Origin of the sequence: Saccharophagus sp. K07, assembly GCF_014336955.1 — a bacterium.
Taxonomy (GTDB): Bacteria; Pseudomonadota; Gammaproteobacteria; order Pseudomonadales; family Cellvibrionaceae; genus UBA5868.
Genome location: NZ_QRAI01000004.1, coordinates 202,331 through 218,462 on the forward strand (window position 1 = coordinate 202,331; position 16,132 = coordinate 218,462).

Annotated in this window: 14 protein-coding genes; 6 read left to right on the forward strand and 8 right to left on the reverse strand. The window is 50.0% G+C overall.

What is annotated here, in order from left to right; all coding sequences use genetic code 11:
* Positions 1-114: 114 nt before the first annotated feature.
* The 7 genes from DWB84_RS13220 to DWB84_RS13250 all read right to left on the reverse strand — a co-directional run bounded on the left by DWB84_RS13220 (position 115) and on the right by DWB84_RS13250 (position 8,495).
* Positions 115-1,791, reverse strand: coding sequence for a tetratricopeptide repeat protein (locus DWB84_RS13220; protein ID WP_187410287.1), 1,677 nt, complete (start codon positions 1,789-1,791; stop codon positions 115-117).
* A gap of 85 nt (positions 1,792-1,876) precedes the next feature.
* Positions 1,877-3,223 carry an amino-acid N-acetyltransferase gene (argA, locus tag DWB84_RS13225; RefSeq protein WP_187410288.1) on the reverse strand — a complete coding sequence of 449 codons (1,347 nt, stop codon included), beginning with the start codon at positions 3,221-3,223 and terminating at the stop codon, positions 1,877-1,879.
* A gap of 85 nt (positions 3,224-3,308) precedes the next feature.
* The gene (locus DWB84_RS13230; RefSeq protein ID WP_187410289.1) at positions 3,309-4,040 is read right to left on the reverse strand and encodes a 16S rRNA (uracil(1498)-N(3))-methyltransferase; all 732 of its coding nucleotides are present in this window, start codon (positions 4,038-4,040) and stop codon (positions 3,309-3,311) included.
* A complete protein-coding gene (gene metF / locus DWB84_RS13235) occupies positions 4,040-4,882 on the reverse strand; it encodes a methylenetetrahydrofolate reductase [NAD(P)H] (RefSeq protein WP_187410290.1) in 843 nt (280 codons plus the stop codon). Before metF ends, DWB84_RS13230 begins: the two co-directional genes overlap by 1 nt.
* 29 nt (positions 4,883-4,911) lie before the next feature.
* Positions 4,912-6,282 carry an adenosylhomocysteinase gene (gene ahcY, locus DWB84_RS13240; protein WP_187410291.1) on the reverse strand — a complete coding sequence of 457 codons (1,371 nt, stop codon included), beginning with the start codon at positions 6,280-6,282 and terminating at the stop codon, positions 4,912-4,914.
* A gap of 92 nt (positions 6,283-6,374) precedes the next feature.
* A complete protein-coding gene (gene metK, locus DWB84_RS13245; protein ID WP_187410292.1) occupies positions 6,375-7,529 on the reverse strand; it encodes a methionine adenosyltransferase in 1,155 nt (384 codons plus the stop codon).
* 3 nt (positions 7,530-7,532) lie between these two features.
* Positions 7,533-8,495, reverse strand: a complete 963-nt coding sequence (locus tag DWB84_RS13250) for a metalloregulator ArsR/SmtB family transcription factor (RefSeq protein ID WP_187410293.1) — start codon at positions 8,493-8,495, stop codon at positions 7,533-7,535.
* Positions 8,496-8,669: 174 nt separating this feature from the next.
* On the opposite strand from DWB84_RS13250, the gene DWB84_RS13255 reads away from it, so the two are divergent.
* From DWB84_RS13255 to DWB84_RS13280, 6 genes are all read left to right on the forward strand, one after another.
* Positions 8,670-10,517: a glycosyltransferase family 39 protein gene (locus DWB84_RS13255; protein ID WP_187410294.1), complete on the forward strand. Its 1,848-nt coding sequence runs from the start codon at positions 8,670-8,672 to the stop codon at positions 10,515-10,517.
* 8 nt (positions 10,518-10,525) lie between these two features.
* The gene (locus DWB84_RS13260; protein ID WP_255428990.1) at positions 10,526-10,924 is read left to right on the forward strand and encodes a GtrA family protein; all 399 of its coding nucleotides are present in this window, start codon (positions 10,526-10,528) and stop codon (positions 10,922-10,924) included.
* A 22-nt stretch (positions 10,925-10,946) separates the two neighbouring features.
* The gene (locus tag DWB84_RS13265; RefSeq protein WP_255428991.1) at positions 10,947-11,897 is read left to right on the forward strand and encodes a glycosyltransferase family 2 protein; all 951 of its coding nucleotides are present in this window, start codon (positions 10,947-10,949) and stop codon (positions 11,895-11,897) included.
* Positions 11,894-13,690 (forward strand): NPCBM/NEW2 domain-containing protein, encoded by a 1,797-nt coding sequence (locus tag DWB84_RS13270; protein ID WP_187410297.1) that lies wholly within the window; start codon positions 11,894-11,896, stop codon positions 13,688-13,690. The genes DWB84_RS13265 and DWB84_RS13270 overlap by 4 nt, the downstream gene beginning before the upstream one ends.
* A gap of 24 nt (positions 13,691-13,714) precedes the next feature.
* A complete protein-coding gene (locus DWB84_RS13275; RefSeq protein WP_187410298.1) occupies positions 13,715-14,212 on the forward strand; it encodes a phospholipid carrier-dependent glycosyltransferase in 498 nt (165 codons plus the stop codon).
* Positions 14,213-14,399: 187 nt separating this feature from the next.
* On the forward strand, positions 14,400-15,338 hold the full coding sequence (locus DWB84_RS13280) for a hypothetical protein (protein ID WP_187410299.1): 939 nt from the start codon (positions 14,400-14,402) through the stop codon (positions 15,336-15,338).
* A gap of 12 nt (positions 15,339-15,350) precedes the next feature.
* On the opposite strand, the gene DWB84_RS13285 is transcribed toward DWB84_RS13280, so the two are convergent.
* Positions 15,351-15,941 (reverse strand): response regulator, encoded by a 591-nt coding sequence (locus DWB84_RS13285; protein WP_187410300.1) that lies wholly within the window; start codon positions 15,939-15,941, stop codon positions 15,351-15,353.
* Positions 15,942-16,132: the final 191 nt, after the last annotated feature.

Here is a 16,132-nt window from a genome sequence, read left to right on the forward strand (position 1 = left end):
CAAGCATAACAAATGTCACAGTTGCCACCCAAAAACGTTTGCAGATGTTGTCACATCATAGACTCTGGCGACGGCCAAAAACTCGGATTACGACTGGAAATGGTGATAAGCGGATCAGGTTTCCTGCAGTGCGTTAGGGTAGTGTTTGCCGAGCTGTTTCTGCAAAAACTCGTAGCGTTTGAATTGCTTGTGATCACTGGGGAGATAACCGATCGCACGCATAGCCCGACGGCACAGCTTTTCGTACTGAGCGTTGGTGCCACTGACTTCGGTTGCCGCCAGGATCGCTTGGATCAGGTTGAGATTGAGGCCGACGTGGCGTGGATAGGCGTTGATGGCTTGGGTGAAGACGTCTATGGCATTGTCGAAATCGCGTTTCTCGTACGAATTAATGCCAGATTTGGTCAGCTTGGTGGCGATCAGCTTGCCGTCATCGGATATAGGTTCGCTGGTAATACCGTCGAGAATGCGCAGCAGGTTTTTGTCGTCTGCGTGCTCCGCTGCTAGGGAAGTCAAAATGGCGCGCGCCTGATCCTCTTCGTTTATGGTGTGCAGCGTGCGGGCAAATTCGATACTGGCATCCACAGAGGGGTTTGCCAGGTTGTTGTAGAGTTTCTTTGCTTTGTCGGCTGCCGCAGTGGCCTGTTCCATTTTCCCCTGGCTTTGGAACAGCTGCGCTTCCACCATATGGGATTGGGCTTCGATTTCTGGAGCATTGTTGTAACGTTTGCGCGCGCGATCCAGATAGCTGACTGCTTGCTTGACCATGGCATTGCTTTCCGCAGCTTTGTCTCCGCTGCGGACTATGTCGGAGACTTTGCGCGCGAAATTGAAATAATCCTGGGGCGATTCATAGACGGAATTCATGCCCCAGCGAATTGCATTTTGATGGGATTTGGCTGATAGCTCATCGTCGCCGTTGCTGTCTGCCAGCGCCGCTAATTTTCGATGGCGATGCACCGATTTAGGCGAGACTTGCGCAGCTTTCTCTAGAGCTTTTTGCGCCCTTTGCACATCATTTTTCGCTACAAAAATATCGGCCAGCATGTCATGGGCTTCGATATAGCGCTCGTCCTCTTGAATAACTTCTTCCAGCAGATTCTCTGCGGAATCGAGTTTGCCCATTTCCAATAAAATTCTGCCCAACCCCAGCTTGGCCCATACCAGGGGTTTTTTATCGAGCACGCTTTCGTAAAGCTGTTTGGCTTCGACGAGCTGGCGCAGCAGAAATAACAACTGGCCTTTCATTTTGATGCAGTCATTGGCGTAGCGACTGCGGGCGGCAATCATTTCGTTACAGGCGTCCAGGGCTCTTTGATAGTTGCCGTCGGAAATGGCTTTTTTGATGTGCAGCAGCGCTTCGTGGCGAATGATGGCGCGGTTAAGGCGGGTGCGCAGCGAAGCTTCTGTATAGGGTTTGGTGATGTAGTCATCTGGCTGGCACTCGATAGCGCCGAGCACCATTTCGCGTGAGGATTCACCGGTGAGCATGATGAACAGGCTAGTCATCAGCAGGACGCGTAAGTAACGCATCTCTTCCAGGAGTTGTTGTCCGTCTTTGCCGTTGCCGAGGTTGTAATCGCAGATGACTATGTCGTATTTGGCTTGCCGACATAATTTAACGGCTTCGTCGCCATTGGCGGCGGTATCCACCGTTTCCACACCGAACGAACGCAGCGAGCGCATCAGCGAGCCGCGAATTTCCGGAAAATCATCGACTACCAAGCATCGCTTGGCGTTGTACATCTTAATGATGTCGATCTGACGTATATCGTTTGGGGAGGTTTCCATCGATCACCTTATATAACCACCCTGCCGGCAGGGTCTATGAGAAGTCTAGACTCTGTCGGTAGGTACGGCGAACGATGAGGGAGAATTAACGGATTTCGTGCAGATGCTTGACGAAAACTTTGGATTTTCGCTGGTAGTTGTACAGGGCTTTGCGTTCCACCGGCAGTAAATCCACCAGGGTTTCGACGAAGCCTTGTTCAATGAACCAGTGCGCAGTTTGGGTAGTTAACACGTAAAGACGGTTGATACCGATCTTCAGTGCCTGCCGCTCGATATGGGTCAGCAGTTTCGCGGCGCGTCCGTCGCGGCGATAGTCTTTATGGACCGCTACGCAGGCCAACTCCCCGGAGCCGGGCTCGGAAAATGGGTAGAGCGCCGCGCAACCAATAATGAGCCCGTCTTTTTCCATCACGGTGAAACTGTGAATTTCCCGCTCCAGCAGCTCGCGTGAGCGCTTCACCAGAATGCCGTCGGACTCCAGCGGTTCGATCAGCTTGAGCAGACCCTGAACATCTTCAATGCGTGCGCGTCGAATGGTTTCGTAACTGTCGCGGTACACCATGGTGCCGGCGCCGTCACGGGTGAACAATTCTTTTAACAGTGCGCCGTCTTCGCGGGAGGAAATTACGTGCGCACGCGGCACGCCGCCGTCACAAGCCTTGTAACAGGCGCGCAGGGAGAAATAAGTGTTGCTGCGATTCGCTTCTGGCTGTTCGACCAGGAATTTTTCGCACTTGAGGAGCGTCATTTCGCGATAGGTATTGCCAGTGGCGTCGCGGATGGGGCCGTCGTCGTTAAAGGCAATCAATTTGTCGGCGTTGATACCGAGGGCGATCTGGATCGCCACATCGGCGAAATTCAGATTGAAGATTTCGCCAGTGGCGGAATAACCGAGCGGTGACACCAAGGCTATAGCGCCGGAATCCAGCAGACTGACGATGCCTTGGCGGTCGACGTTGCGAACCTTGCCGGTGTATTGATAGTCGATGCCATCGATCACACCTTGGGGCATGGCGGTGACGAAGTTGCCGCTGCGCATGCGGATCTTGGCGCCGTACATGGGAGAGCTTGGCAGGCCGTTGGAAAAATTCGCCTCCAACTTGAAGCGAATGCTGCCCACCGCCTGAATCACCGCTTCCATGTCGCTCTTGGAGGTGATCCTCAAACCTTTATGAAATTGCGAATTGCGGTCTTCCCCGAGCATGGCGTCGATCTGCTTGCGCGCGCCGTGCACTACGACCAGCCGCACGCCCAAGCTGCTGAGCAGCGCAATATCCGAAATGATGTTGAAGAAGTTGCTGTGATCGATGCAGTCGCCCGGCAGCATGATGACAAAGGTTTTGCCGCGGTGCGCATTGATATAGGGGCACGAGTGGCGGAACCAGGTGACGTAATTATCGTGGTCGTGGGGATGGGAAGTATCGTCGCTCACAGCACAGTCCTAGCGGATGGAACAATCGCGCCAGTATACGCATTGACGGAGATTTCGGAAGATTCTGTCGATTTTTGTGGTGCGGTCAGCTCAGGTCTCCCCATAGCAACTGCACGGCGGTCAAGGCTGCCAAGGGTGCTGTTTCGGTGCGCAATACCCTGGGGCCAAGGGTGAGCGGAGCATATTGGAAATGTTCGATCGCCAGCTGAATTTCGCTATCGCTCAAACCGCCCTCCGGACCGATTAACAAGGTCACACCAGTCTGTGGGGCGTATTGTTTCAGCGTTGTTTCGCTGCGGTGGTGTAAAACCAGTTTTAAATCGTTATTGGGTTCGCGGAGAAATACTTCCAAGTCTTGCGCTTCTGCCAATTCGGGCAACACGTTGCGCTGACATTGTTCACACGCGCTGATGGTAATCTGGCGCCAGTGCTCCATTTTTTTTTGCAAACGCTCGCCTTGCAAACGCACTTCGGTGCGTTCGGTAAATAGCGGCGTGATACGGCTGACACCCAATTCAGTGGCTTTTTGCAAAACCAGATCCATGCGCTCGCCGCGGGAAATTCCCACGGCCAGATGAGTGTGCAGAGGAGATTCTTTGACTATGTGTTCCGCATCGCCAATCTGCACTTCGACAGAACGTTTGCCGACTTGCACCACTGTCGCCTGATATTCACGACCATCGCCGTTAAACAGTTTCAGTGGCCGACCTGCTTCCAAACGCAAAACCTTGCTGAGGTAGTGACTCTGCGCTTCATTCAGTGAAACAGGTTCACCGACGGCTAATGGAACATCGCAGAAAACACGTGGAACACGCATTACTGAGCGTCCAAGCCGAGATTGCGCAACAGGGTGGCGGTCGGTTCGGTTTGATTCATGGTGTAGAAGTGCAGGCCCGGCGCGCCGTTGTCGAGCAGGGTTTCACAGAGTTCGGACACCAAATCGAGACCAAAGGCTTTGATGCTTTCCAGATCATCGCCATAGGCTTCCAGACGCTTGCGCACCCAACGCGGAATTTCCGCGCCGCAATTGTCACTGAAACGCGACAAATTCTTGAAATTGGTGATCGGCATAATGCCCGGCACGATTGGCTGAGTGATGCCGGCGCGCTCGCACTGTTCAATAAAATAAAAATACGCGTCCGGATTAAAGAAATACTGCGTAAGGCCCGAATTAGCGCCCGCGTCGAATTTGCCTTTCAAATAACGAATGTCATGGTCGTAGCTGTTGGCTTCGGGATGAATTTCCGGATAGGCCGCAACTTCTATATGGAATTTGTTGCCAAAATGTTGGCGAATAAAGGCAACCAATTGGTTGGCGTATACCATCTGCGAGCCACCGCCCATGCCGGAAGGGCGATCACCGCGCAGAGCCACCAGACGCTTGATGCCCATAGCATCGTATTCTTGCAGCAATTTCAGGATGGTCGCTTCATCATCGCCACCGAAAGACAGATGCGGCGCTACCGAAAAGCGGAGATCGTGCAGCGCTTTTACAACGTGTTTGGTGTTGTCGCGCGTGGAACCGCCAGCCCCGTAGGTAACGGAATAAAAATCCGGTTGGAAGCGGCTCAATTCTTTTGCGACATCCAGCAAATTATTCCGCCCTTGCTCAGTCTTGGGCGGAAAAAATTCGAAACTTAAATGCAATTCGTTATTCATAAGCGCTACTCAGCAAAAAGCCCGGGAAATTAATATTTGTAGCTCTCGGGCTTGTAGGGTCCATCGACGTCGACATGAATATATTCCGCTTGCTCCGGACGCAGGCGAGTGAGAACGCCGCCAAATCCTTCCACCATAGCTTTAGCTACTTCTTCGTCGAGTTTTTTCGGCAGTACTTTTACGTAGATTTGTTTAGCTTTTTCTGCTTCTGGCAAATCGGCGAATTTGCGCTCGTACAAATAAATCTGTGCGAGAACCTGGTTGGCGAAAGAGCCATCCATAACGCGTGAAGGATGCCCTGTGGCGTTGCCGAGGTTGACCAAGCGGCCTTCGGACAGCAGGATCAAATGATCGTTGGCGGCTTTGTTGCGATACACCTTGTGAACCTGCGGTTTGATTTCTTCCCATTCCCAGGTTTTGCGCATAAAGGCGGTGTCGATTTCATTATCGAAATGGCCGATATTGCACACCACTGCGCCGCTCTTCAAAGATTGCAGCATGGCAGCATCACAGACATTGATATTGCCTGTTGCGGTAACAACCAGATCAGTTTTCGCCAATAAATCTTTTTCGATATCTTCGATGCGACCGGTATTGATGCCGTTTTTGTAAGGCGACACCACTTCGTAGCCGTCCATGCAGGCTTGCATGGCGCAGATGGGATCGATCTCGGTGACTTTGACGATCATGCCTTCCTGACGCAGAGAGGCCGCAGAACCTTTGCCCACGTCGCCATAACCAATTACCAGCGCTTTTTTACCGGACAGCAAATGGTCGGTGCCGCGTTTGATGGCATCGTTCAAACTGTGACGGCAGCCGTATTTGTTGTCGTTTTTCGATTTGGTGACAGCATCGTTGACGTTGATGGCGGGAACGCGCAGTGAGCCGTCTTCCATCATTTTCAACAGGCGGTGCACTCCTGTGGTGGTTTCTTCGGAAATACCGTGAATGTGCTGCAACATTTCCGGATATTTGTCGTGTACCACTTGAGTCAAATCGCCGCCGTCGTCCAGGATCATATTGGCGTTCCAGGGTTTGCCATCCTTCAAAATGGTTTGCTCGATACACCACCAGAATTCTTCTTCGGTTTCACCTTTCCAGGCAAAAACGGGAATGCCGGCAGCGGCAATGGCTGCGGCGGCGTGATCCTGGGTAGAAAAAATATTGCACGATGACCAGCGCACTTCTGCACCCAGAGCGACCAGAGTTTCAATCAGCACCGCAGTCTGAATGGTCATGTGAATGCAACCCATAATGCGTGCGCCTTTTAAGGGTTGCTCGGCGCGATATTTTTCTCGCAGCGCCATCAATGCAGGCATTTCACCTTCGGCAATTTGAATTTCTTTGCGGCCCCAGGCGGCGAGGTTGATATCGGCAACTTTGTAATCTGTAAATGTCATGACCAATTCCTAAAAATATCGGGCGGCATTAAAAGGCAAATGCCGCGCTGTTTTGAAAACGTTTAAAAAATTAAAGCGCTTTGCCTAAGGCTCTAAAGCGCTTTGCGCAAGGCTTCGGCTTTATCGGTTTTTTCCCAGGTAAAGTTGGGCAGTTCGCGACCGAAGTGGCCGTAAGCAGCGGTTGGGCGATAGATCGGGCGCAGCAGGTCGAGCATTTCGATCAAGCCGCGTGGGCGCAGATCGAAATGTTGACGGATAAGCTCAACAATTTTGGCGTCGCTCAATTTACCGGTGCCGAAGGTGTTAACGGAAATCGAAGTGGGTTCGGCAACACCAATGGCGTAAGAGACCTGAATTTCGCAGCGGTCGGCAATGCCGGCAGCGACAATATTTTTCGCTACATAACGACCAGCATAAGCGGCGGAACGGTCAACTTTGGATGGATCTTTACCGGAAAATGCACCGCCGCCGTGGCGTGCCATGCCGCCGTAACTGTCGACAATAATTTTGCGACCTGTGAGACCGCAATCGCCCACAGGGCCGCCGATAATAAATTGGCCGGTGGGGTTGATATGGAATTTAGTATCCGCGTGCAGCCACTCTGCGGGCAAAACGTGTTTGATGATTTCTTCCATCACCGCTTCGCGGATAACGTCCTGTTTGACGCTGGGGCTGTGTTGGGTGGACAGAACCACCGCGTCCACGGCAACCGGGCGATCACCTTCATAACGCAGTGTCACCTGACTTTTGGCGTCGGGGCGCAACCAGGGCAGCTGGCCGCTTTTACGCAGGAATGCTTGGCGCTCTACCAAACGGTGGGCGTAATAAATTGGTGCGGGCATCAAAACGTCGGTTTCGTTGGTGGCATAACCGAACATCAAGCCTTGGTCGCCAGCGCCCAGGTCTTTGTTATCGCTTTCATCCACGCCCATAGCGATATCGGCGGATTGTTTGCCAATGGCATTGAGTACGGCGCAGGAGGCGCCATCGAAGCCGACGTCACTGCTGTTGTAGCCGATGTCGAGAATCACCTGGCGCACCAGATCTTCCAGGTCGATATAGGTAGAGGTGCGCACTTCACCAGCGATGATCGCCATACCGGTTTTCACCAGAGTTTCGACGGCCACACGCGCGCTCTTATCTTCTTTCAGGATCGCGTCGAGAACGGCATCGGAAATTTGATCCGCCATTTTGTCGGGATGGCCTTCGGAAACAGACTCCGAGGTAAAAACGGAATAAAGCGCCATGATCTAACTCCTGCTCGATAAAACGTTGTGCGACTTGATGAACTGTCGCAGTTGTATTTGAAAACCGTTGCGCAAAGCGAAGTACACGCTTTGCCCTTCCTGCAGGCCGCTGGACGCGGCCCAATCGCGTAAGTCGGCTGGATCAAATCCCAACCAAAGATCGCCACATGCGTCCTGGGTCCAGCTCTGGTCGTGCAGACAGAGCTCCGTCACCAACAGCACGCCATCCTGCTTCAGGCTGTGGCTGATATCCGTAAACAAGCTCGCCGGGGATGGTGTGTGATGCAGCACCATGTTTACGACCGCACAGTCGAACGACTCCGGCAGGTTTTGCAGATAGCGGGTGTCGCCTTCGACCAGTTCGACATTGCGCAGTTGTGCGTCCTCTACCCGCTGTCGGGCGTGCGCCAGCATCTGCGGACTGTTGTCCAGGGCGATCACTTGCTCGAAGCGGGCGCTCAATACCGGCAAAAACTCGCCCTGACCTGGGCCGACTTCGAGCGCGCACTGCCGGCTGGGGGTAGGGCTGAGGTCCAGCAGCTCAGTGATTTGCCCCCGGTAGACCTCAAAGCTGGCGATCAAATCCTGCTGTTCTTTGAACTTGTCGGCGTTTTCCAGGAAGAAGCGGCGGGACGCCTGCGACCGCTCATGCCAAACCTGTTTCAGGCCTTCCTGGTAAGGCGCCTCCGCTGCGTCTATGCTGCGAAATAGCTCGCGCTTCAAGGGTGTCATGGGATCGTCGGGTGCCAAGGTGGAGCGTCGATAAAAGATCGAGTTGCCCTCGCGCCGGGTAACGACCAAACCCGCTTGCGCCAGAATCTTCAAATGGTGGCTCATGCCAGATTGCTTCACCTTCAGCGCCTGCGCCAGCTCCAGCACTCCGTAGGAATCCTGCGCGAGCACTTGAAGAATTGCGAGGCGCAGTTCGTCACCGGCGGCTTTCAGTAACTGGGCAAGTGAGTCCATGGCTAAGTGGGGTTGGCAAATGTTTGAGCAGTTTAGCAGCGATGGGAGGCTATATCAAAAAATTTTGATATAGGTGGTGAGGTTCATTGATGAAATATTGTGATTCGCCTGCTTGGGATTTTTTAAGGAGCGGGTTATTGTTCGCCGTCGTCAGTTGTTGGATATAACACCATAATGTTTCGAACTATCAAAACTCGAATCCCTCCTCTTTATATCGTTACAACGTTTGTGGCTTTGGTGCTGGTTCTGTTGGCGTTCATGCTCAGAATCAGCTACAGCGATGTTAAGTTGACCCATGCCAATGGAGCTGTGGAGGCAATAACCCTCCCTCTCAGCCGGACCTCTGTTGGTGGCCCCACGGTTTTTGCGGTTGACGGTCACATGTCCATCGGCCCATTGACGCCGAGGACTTTCAGAATTATTCCGGACGACAGAGTCCTCGAAATCAAAATCAACGGTGCGCCGGTTTCCTTGGAAGGCTATACCCAAGAGGAGCTGGGCAATTGGAGTATCGGCTTTTCCATTGATCTTTCACCCTATCTCCAAACAGGAGATAACACCTTTTTTATTCGTTACTCCGATCTGGGCGCCCCCGGTCTTACCGGGATGGTAATTAAAAATTCCGCGTCAGGATGGTATTGGCTGGTGCTGTTGGCGGTGGCGGTGGCCTTGGCGCCGTTATGTATCTATCCCGCCAAACGCTCGGGTGTCAGCAATTTACAAATCAGTATGTATGTTCTGATTATCACGGGTTGCATTATCCGTATTGCGACAATTTTTATTTATAACCCGGTTAATCACATCGGCAGTGATGCGCAAAGGCATTGGGAAGCCGGGATCGACGTATTGCGGGTCGATCTGATGACCATGACCGATCCCATCATGTACCAGCTTTATATGAGTTGGTTGGCGAAACTCTCGCTGAAAATTCCTGAATTGGTTGCGTTCTATACCAGTCTGCTCTCCATAATCACACCCTGGTTGTGGTACCGATTCTTTCGCGAGTTACAGAATTCCAAAACTCTGGCGCTGGTCGGTTGGGCAATACTGGCGCTACTGCCTTCATGGACCTCGATTTACAGCTACTTCATGCAGGAGACGCTCCTGTTGCCACTATTGGGAGCCGCTTTGTGGGCCACCTGGAGAGCACGACGAAAAAATACGGTCGCCGCATTTGCTTTGATGGTGGTTTTATGGATTATGGCCGGCCTGACACGCGGCATAGCAATCCCGTTCGCCGCAGTGTGTTGTTCCTGGTTGTGGTTGTTGCAAACAGAGAAGGTAAAAAAGGCTCTGATATCAAGCGCCATATTGCTGCTGATTCTGGGGCCTTTGACATACCGCTCATATCAGGCCGTCAATCAGTTTGCACCCCATGGAATGGGGCATTTGGCGGCGATCTATTCAATGTCGGGTAAAAGAGAGATCTTGCTGCATACAAGAAAAGGTGGTGCAAGCTGGTCACACATCTTCGGGTCTCCCTCAACTGGTGCTGAGCCGTTCTATCCGTTTTCGGACTGGAGGACTCAGCGTACTGGCAGAGTCGTTGTGTCGGTGGACTTCAACAATGGCAGTACCGATTGGGACAAAGCCTATGAGGCACTGGAATTTGACCTGGAGCGGTTTTTATGGGTTACAAAAGAGAATTTGATTTTTCTGTTTTTTGCCAACTCATGGCCGGATAATAATATGTCCAGGGTAGTTGATCAGGTTAACGGAGCCATGAGATGGATCTGGGCGCCTGCCACAATTGCCGTTTTGGTGTTTATATGCCTATATCGAAGAAGGCTGAAAAATGAATGGATGCTGCCGGCGGTGCTATTGGCTTGGATTGTTGTGCAGGGCCTTTTGCCAATTTCTGTCAACGAGGGCCGCTATCGAAAACCATTTGAAGGTCTGCTGTTGGCTCAGGCGGTTTTGCTGGTGGCTGCCAGACGTGGATATCTTCGATCTTGGGAAGTTGAACCGATTAAATTTTTGGATAAATTCTGGCTGCATAAGCCATCAACCACAAAATCATAATAAAAATTATGTCTCCGCTCCTTCTCAATATATGGAATAGCAGATTTTTCCGTTTCTTATTCGTGGGAGGCACAGCGACGGTCCTCCAAATGGTTTTGCTTGCTGCGTTTGTTGAGCTAGAGTTAATGGAGCCGGTCGTTGCGTCAGCGGTTTCATATGTTTTGTCGGCCTTCTATAACTATACGGCAAACTTCTATATCACGTTCGGCGCAGCAAAAACAAAACGTCATATAGAGACAGCGCCAAAATTTATTTTGGTGTCTGCTTTTGGGGTAACGGTAAACACGTTAGTTTTTGCAATCGCGAACTATTTTCTAGACTTCTATATGCTGGCTCAGGTGGTGGCTATAGTTGTAACCTTCCTTACCAATTACGTTCTACATAAATTTTGGATTTATCGGAGTTGATATGCCAAATAGATGCCCGAGCTTGGCAATAGTTGTTCCTTGTTACAACGAGCAGGAAGTCTTGCCGCAGACGTTTGTTGAGTTAAGAAAGGTGTTGGATAAGTTGCTCGAGGGCAACAAGGTAAATCAAAGCTCCAGAATTTATTTTGTGGACGACGGCAGTAAGGATGCGACCTGGTCGATTCTTGAGGAAAAGGCCAAGCAAGACGAATATGTAGTTGGTATAAAACTATCCCGTAACCGTGGGCATCAGAAAGCGCTCTATGCCGGCCTATGTTATACGACGGAAGATATAGTCGTAAGTATTGATGCCGACTTGCAGGACGGGCCGGAAAATATCGAGCTGATGGTCGATCACTATTTGAATGGTAGTGATGTTGTATATGGTGTTCGTTCCGAGCGTAAAACGGACACGTTTTTTAAGAGATTTACAGCTGAAGGTTATTACCATCTGATGAAAAAGATGGGCGTCGACCTAGTATTTAACCACGCCGATTTCCGCTTGATGTCGCGGCGTGTGCTGGAAGCATTTAAGTCCTATCCAGAGGCCAATCTCTTTTTGCGAGGTATTATTCGGGAAGTTGGCTTTCCCTCATCAATAGTAGAGTATGAAAGAAAGGAGCGGTTTGCAGGGGAGAGCAAATATCCGCTGAAAAAGATGCTTTCTTTTGCCTGGGAAGGCATTACTTCATTCTCTACGGTTCCCCTCCGAGCAATTACAGTTCTCGGCTTTTTATCCAGCTTTTTGTCCGTGCTAACCCTGGCGTGGGTTTTGGGTATCAGGGTGTTTACCGATGAGGCTATGCCGGGATGGGCGTCTATATTGTTGCCTCTGCTGTTTATTGGCAGTGTTCAGCTTCTTTGTTTAGGTGTTTTAGGTGAATACCTCGCCAAAATTTATAGCGAGGTCAAGCGCAGACCGAAGTTTCATATTCAGAAAGTGCAACGGAGATGTGAGGGTTCTTCAGAATGAAATTAGGACACGGGAATTTATCTGCCACAGATTTGGCGGGAAGAAAAGGGCAATTTTCAGAATTAAACACCTACCTGATAGCAAGTGTTTTTGCCAACTTGTTTTGTTTGCTGTCTTACGGTTACGACGGCGATATAGGCTACTGGCGCGAATGGATACGGCAGCTTCAGACCCAAGGGTATGGAGGGTTTGAGGGTAACTATCCACCTGTGTATGTTCACTGGCTGTGGGTGTGTGCAAAATTGGCGAGTGTTTTGGGGCTGTCTCTCGAAACTCATATCGAGGTGAAGGCGCTCTCTGTTATCCCCGTAATGTTCGTGCACTTGCTTATCATCAGGTTGGTATATGACCTAACCCAGAAGTGGACTGTTTCGCCAGAAAAGCGGAAGTTTATTAACTGGCTGACTGCGCTTAATCCAGTATTCCTATCCGATGGACCTATGTGGGGGCAGGTTGATTTGTTCCCCACTGCCGTTGTTGCAGTGGGCCTATTGGCCGCACATTCAGCTTCATCACGCTATTTTATTTTGATAGTCCCACTTTATTGTCTGGCTTTGTTAACAAAGTTTCAGATGATTGCCTTTGCTCCGGTATTTGGTTTCATTTTTTTTAGACAGCTGAAAATTAGCCTGATAAGCATAATCCCAGCGATTTTTTTGCTTGTGTTGGTGCTGTTGCCCTTTGCTGTCGGAAAAAATTTGCTTGGTGTGCTCGATAATGCATACGTGAAGACTCTCGGACAATACCCGCTTGCAACAATGTATGCTGCTAATACCTGGATGGCATTTTATGGAAATATGCAACCCGATAATTTGCGGGTGTTGCCATTGCTTTTGGGGGAGGCTGCCACTATCAAGAATGTCGGTATATTGTTGTTTGCCCTGTTATCAATCGCGGTGTTTTCAAAAGGTTGTTATCTGGTTTATCAAGAGCGTAAAGGAGCAGATGTTTCCACTCTAGATTCCTATATTTGGCGAGCCGCACTCACCTGTAGTTTTGGCTTTTTTATCGTTCTGCCGGGCATGCATGAGCGCTACCTCTTTTCCGCTAGTGTCATTGCGATCTTCTACATCGTGAGAGCGAATGGCTCCCTGCCTATTGCACTACTGGTAACGCTCTGCGCTTTGCTCAATATCCTGATCGTTTTGCCGCTGCGCGGTGATGAGCTTTGGAAGCCTTTGGCATTTTTCTCTTGTCTCGTATTTGCAGCATTTATGCTCGACTCGTGGTGGCCAAGAGCTTTTCATAAAGCAAAGGTTATTGGACGCCGCTTAATGGAAATCAAAGGGCTTCCGGAAGCTATTCTTTTATGTGTTTTAGTTGTCCCATTGGCTGCCGAGAAATATTTCTTCTGGGCCAACGAATCAATTCGGGATAACGAAATCAGGCTGACAGAACTGCAGCCCACTTCGGTTCGGCAAGACTGGGGCAGATTGAACATTAACAAAACTGTTGCTGGTGATGATTTTTCTGTTGGATTTATCAGATACCGGCACGGACTTGGTACGCATGCCAACTCCAGAATTGAGTATTCCCTTGATGGGAACTATGAGGCATTTAGATTCAGGGTGGGGGTTAACGAAGATTCTCGAAATGGTTCCATGAGATTTGAAGTATACGGTGACGGAAAGCTCTTATGGAAATCGGGAAGAATGAGTGGTGGTGAAATTGAAGGTGAGGTGATCTTAAATATTAAAGGTATTACCAAGCTAACTCTGGTGGTTAATTCTCTTGGCCCCATAAACAGCGACCATGCCAATTGGCTAAACCCTGTTTTAAGAAGATATCGATAGTTTTATTTTCTGAGGATGTACTGCGTGAAGTATTGGATTGACTTGGCGAAGCAAAATAAGTACTTGCTGGCGATTTTTGTCTTTGGTTGCATGCTGCGATTCATTCAACTCGATAGCTTACCCGCCGGCTTAAATCAGGACGAGGCTTCTGCGGGATATGACGCCTATGCTTTGCTCACCGAAGGTGTCGATCGAAATGGTTATGCATTTCCGGTACATCTGGTGGCTTGGGGCAGTGGGCAAAATGCTTTGTATTCCTATCTTGCTCTGCCCTTTATTGCAGTACTTGATTTATCTGTTTTTTCATTTCGCCTGCCTGCAGCGATTCTGGGTGCGCTTTCCATCCTTGCTGCCTATTGGATAGTGTTGCGTTTTAGATCAGAGATGGGGGCGCTGCTCGCCGCGTTTTTGGTGGCGATTAGCCCATGGCATTTAATGATGAGCCGATGGGCGCTGGAAGCCAATATCTTTCCGACTATCGTCCTTCGTCCTTGGCGCTTTTGCCTTCTTGTTATGGGCTGATGTGAGGCGAGGTGCTTGGCTCGCCTACGCAATTCTCCTATCTCTTTCATTGTACGCTTATGGCAGCGCATATCTATTTGTTCCGATAGTTGCAGCTGGCATATTAATTTTTGCCTTGGTCACTCGTTCAGCTCCCCTCAAAACTCTTTGCTGGTCCCATCTTGTGATGTTGGTTCTGGCAATTCCAATGATTCTGTTTATCTTGATTAATCTTTATGAGTGGGATCCGATAGTTTCTTCTTTTGGTTCTATTCCAAGATATACCGGTGTTAATCGGTTTACAGAAATAAGCGTACTCTCTGCGGGAGATAAGCTTACCGAAATGGCAAACAATCTGCTGACGGCTAAAAGAATTCTTCTGGACAATTTCCATGATGGAAATTTTTATAACAGCATATCCGAGTACGGTTATCTATATAAATTCAGTCTGCCTTTCATTGTTATAGGGCTGGTGGTGATGGTGGTTGACTGGGTAAAAAATCCCAAGTCTTTGCCGATTTTTTCAATTTTACTCTGGTTTCTGGCCGCCGTTGCAGTTTGTGCTTCTGTCAGTGTGAACTTCAACAGGATGAATATAATTTTTTATCCTTTGATCATTTTTGCCGCGGTGGGTGTAGAGTGCTTATTTAAACATAGTGCTTCTAAAGTAGCTGGGATTGTTGTAATTGCTATGTTTGTTGTGAGCTCTTTATCTTTTTGCCACTATTATTTCTTTGATTACAAGAACCAGATTGGTAGAGCTTTCTTCGAATCTTTGGGTGAGGCAATAAAATTGGCGGACGAGGTTGTGCCGGAGAAGGAGTTTATCTCGGTAACCTCTCGGGTAAATATGCCGTATATAGCAGTACTTTTTCACACAAAATATGACGTCAACGACTATATAGCGACACGCCAAATTGATCACCCCAAGGTGATGTGGCAGTGGGTATCATCATTCGGTCGGTACATGTTTTTGGATTCGAAGGTGGGAAGGAGTTTTACTGCAGCTGTTGTTTTTGATGTGGATGAAGCTCATCTCTTTGACGAAAGCAAATTTATTATCCGACGTTTCAAAAACTATGGCGTTGCGTTTTCCAGGAAAAAATTTCAAGAGGTTGACGGGGCTATTGTCGCTTTAACGAAGTGACAGAGAGCCTCATTATCCGAGATCCAACAAAATCCTCACCGCCCTCCGCAAACTGTCATTATCAAAAGGCTTGGTGATGACAGCATCGGCTCCTGCGGCTTTGGCTTTGCTCATCAGGCTGGGCATGGAGTTGGAGATGACGAGAATCTTCGCTTTGTGGGTTTGGGTGTTGCGGATATGTTCAATCAGTTCAACGCCGCCAATTCCTTCCAGGTTGAGATCCAGAGTCATTAAATGTGGCTTGCGGCGGATGTAGGTGACGCTGGCATCGAAGCCATTGTTGACCTGCAGCACTTCCAATCCCATATTGCGCAGCACGCGTTCGATGGCGTTGGCCATGGGTTTGTCTTCGTCGACGACGAGCGCCTTGGGGACTGGGTTGGTGCTGGCGTGGGTATGTTCCGATAACAGCTCGGCCGGGATGGCGAGGTGGTTTTGGTGCATGAAGTGGACCAGGTCTCTGGCTCTGACCAAGTGCTCGCCGCTCTCCTGGTTGCTTGGCAGCTTTCCTTTCTGCAGCCAGGATGTAACCGTTTGTATCGATACTCCGCAAAAGCGAGCTACTTCATCAGGACTGAGGTATCGGGCCTCAGATTCATGCATAGAGATTCTCCCTCTGCGGGTCAGGGTAATGGGATAAGTATAGTCAGCATTTGGTTATGCCAGAGGGCAATTGCAGGTACGGTAAGCTAAGGTTTGAAGCGCTCTCGTCTTGTATAATCGCACCCCTTCCACTATGCACCGTCCAGCCGTTGCGGCGCATTCGCCAGAGTACCTATCTCTTGTCAGGGGCT

Bases quoted from the DNA above. Each gene is read 5' to 3' on its own strand.
- DWB84_RS13260 (WP_255428990.1), top strand. From the start codon at position 10,526: ATGTCTCCGCTCCTTCTCAATATATGGAATAGCAGATTTTTCCGTTTC.
- metF (WP_187410290.1), bottom strand. From the start codon at position 4,882: ATGAATAACGAATTGCATTTAAGTTTCGAATTTTTTCCGCCCAAGACT.
- DWB84_RS13255 (WP_187410294.1), top strand. From the start codon at position 8,670: ATGTTTCGAACTATCAAAACTCGAATCCCTCCTCTTTATATCGTTACA.
- DWB84_RS13250 (WP_187410293.1), bottom strand. From the start codon at position 8,495: ATGGACTCACTTGCCCAGTTACTGAAAGCCGCCGGTGACGAACTGCGC.
- metK (WP_187410292.1), bottom strand. From the start codon at position 7,529: ATGGCGCTTTATTCCGTTTTTACCTCGGAGTCTGTTTCCGAAGGCCAT.
- ahcY (WP_187410291.1), bottom strand. From the start codon at position 6,282: ATGACATTTACAGATTACAAAGTTGCCGATATCAACCTCGCCGCCTGG.
- DWB84_RS13230 (WP_187410289.1), bottom strand. From the start codon at position 4,040: ATGCGTGTTCCACGTGTTTTCTGCGATGTTCCATTAGCCGTCGGTGAA.
- DWB84_RS13280 (WP_187410299.1), top strand. From the start codon at position 14,400: ATGATTCTGTTTATCTTGATTAATCTTTATGAGTGGGATCCGATAGTT.
- DWB84_RS13220 (WP_187410287.1), bottom strand. From the start codon at position 1,791: ATGGAAACCTCCCCAAACGATATACGTCAGATCGACATCATTAAGATG.
- DWB84_RS13270 (WP_187410297.1), top strand. From the start codon at position 11,894: ATGAAATTAGGACACGGGAATTTATCTGCCACAGATTTGGCGGGAAGA.
- DWB84_RS13285 (WP_187410300.1), bottom strand. From the start codon at position 15,941: ATGCATGAATCTGAGGCCCGATACCTCAGTCCTGATGAAGTAGCTCGC.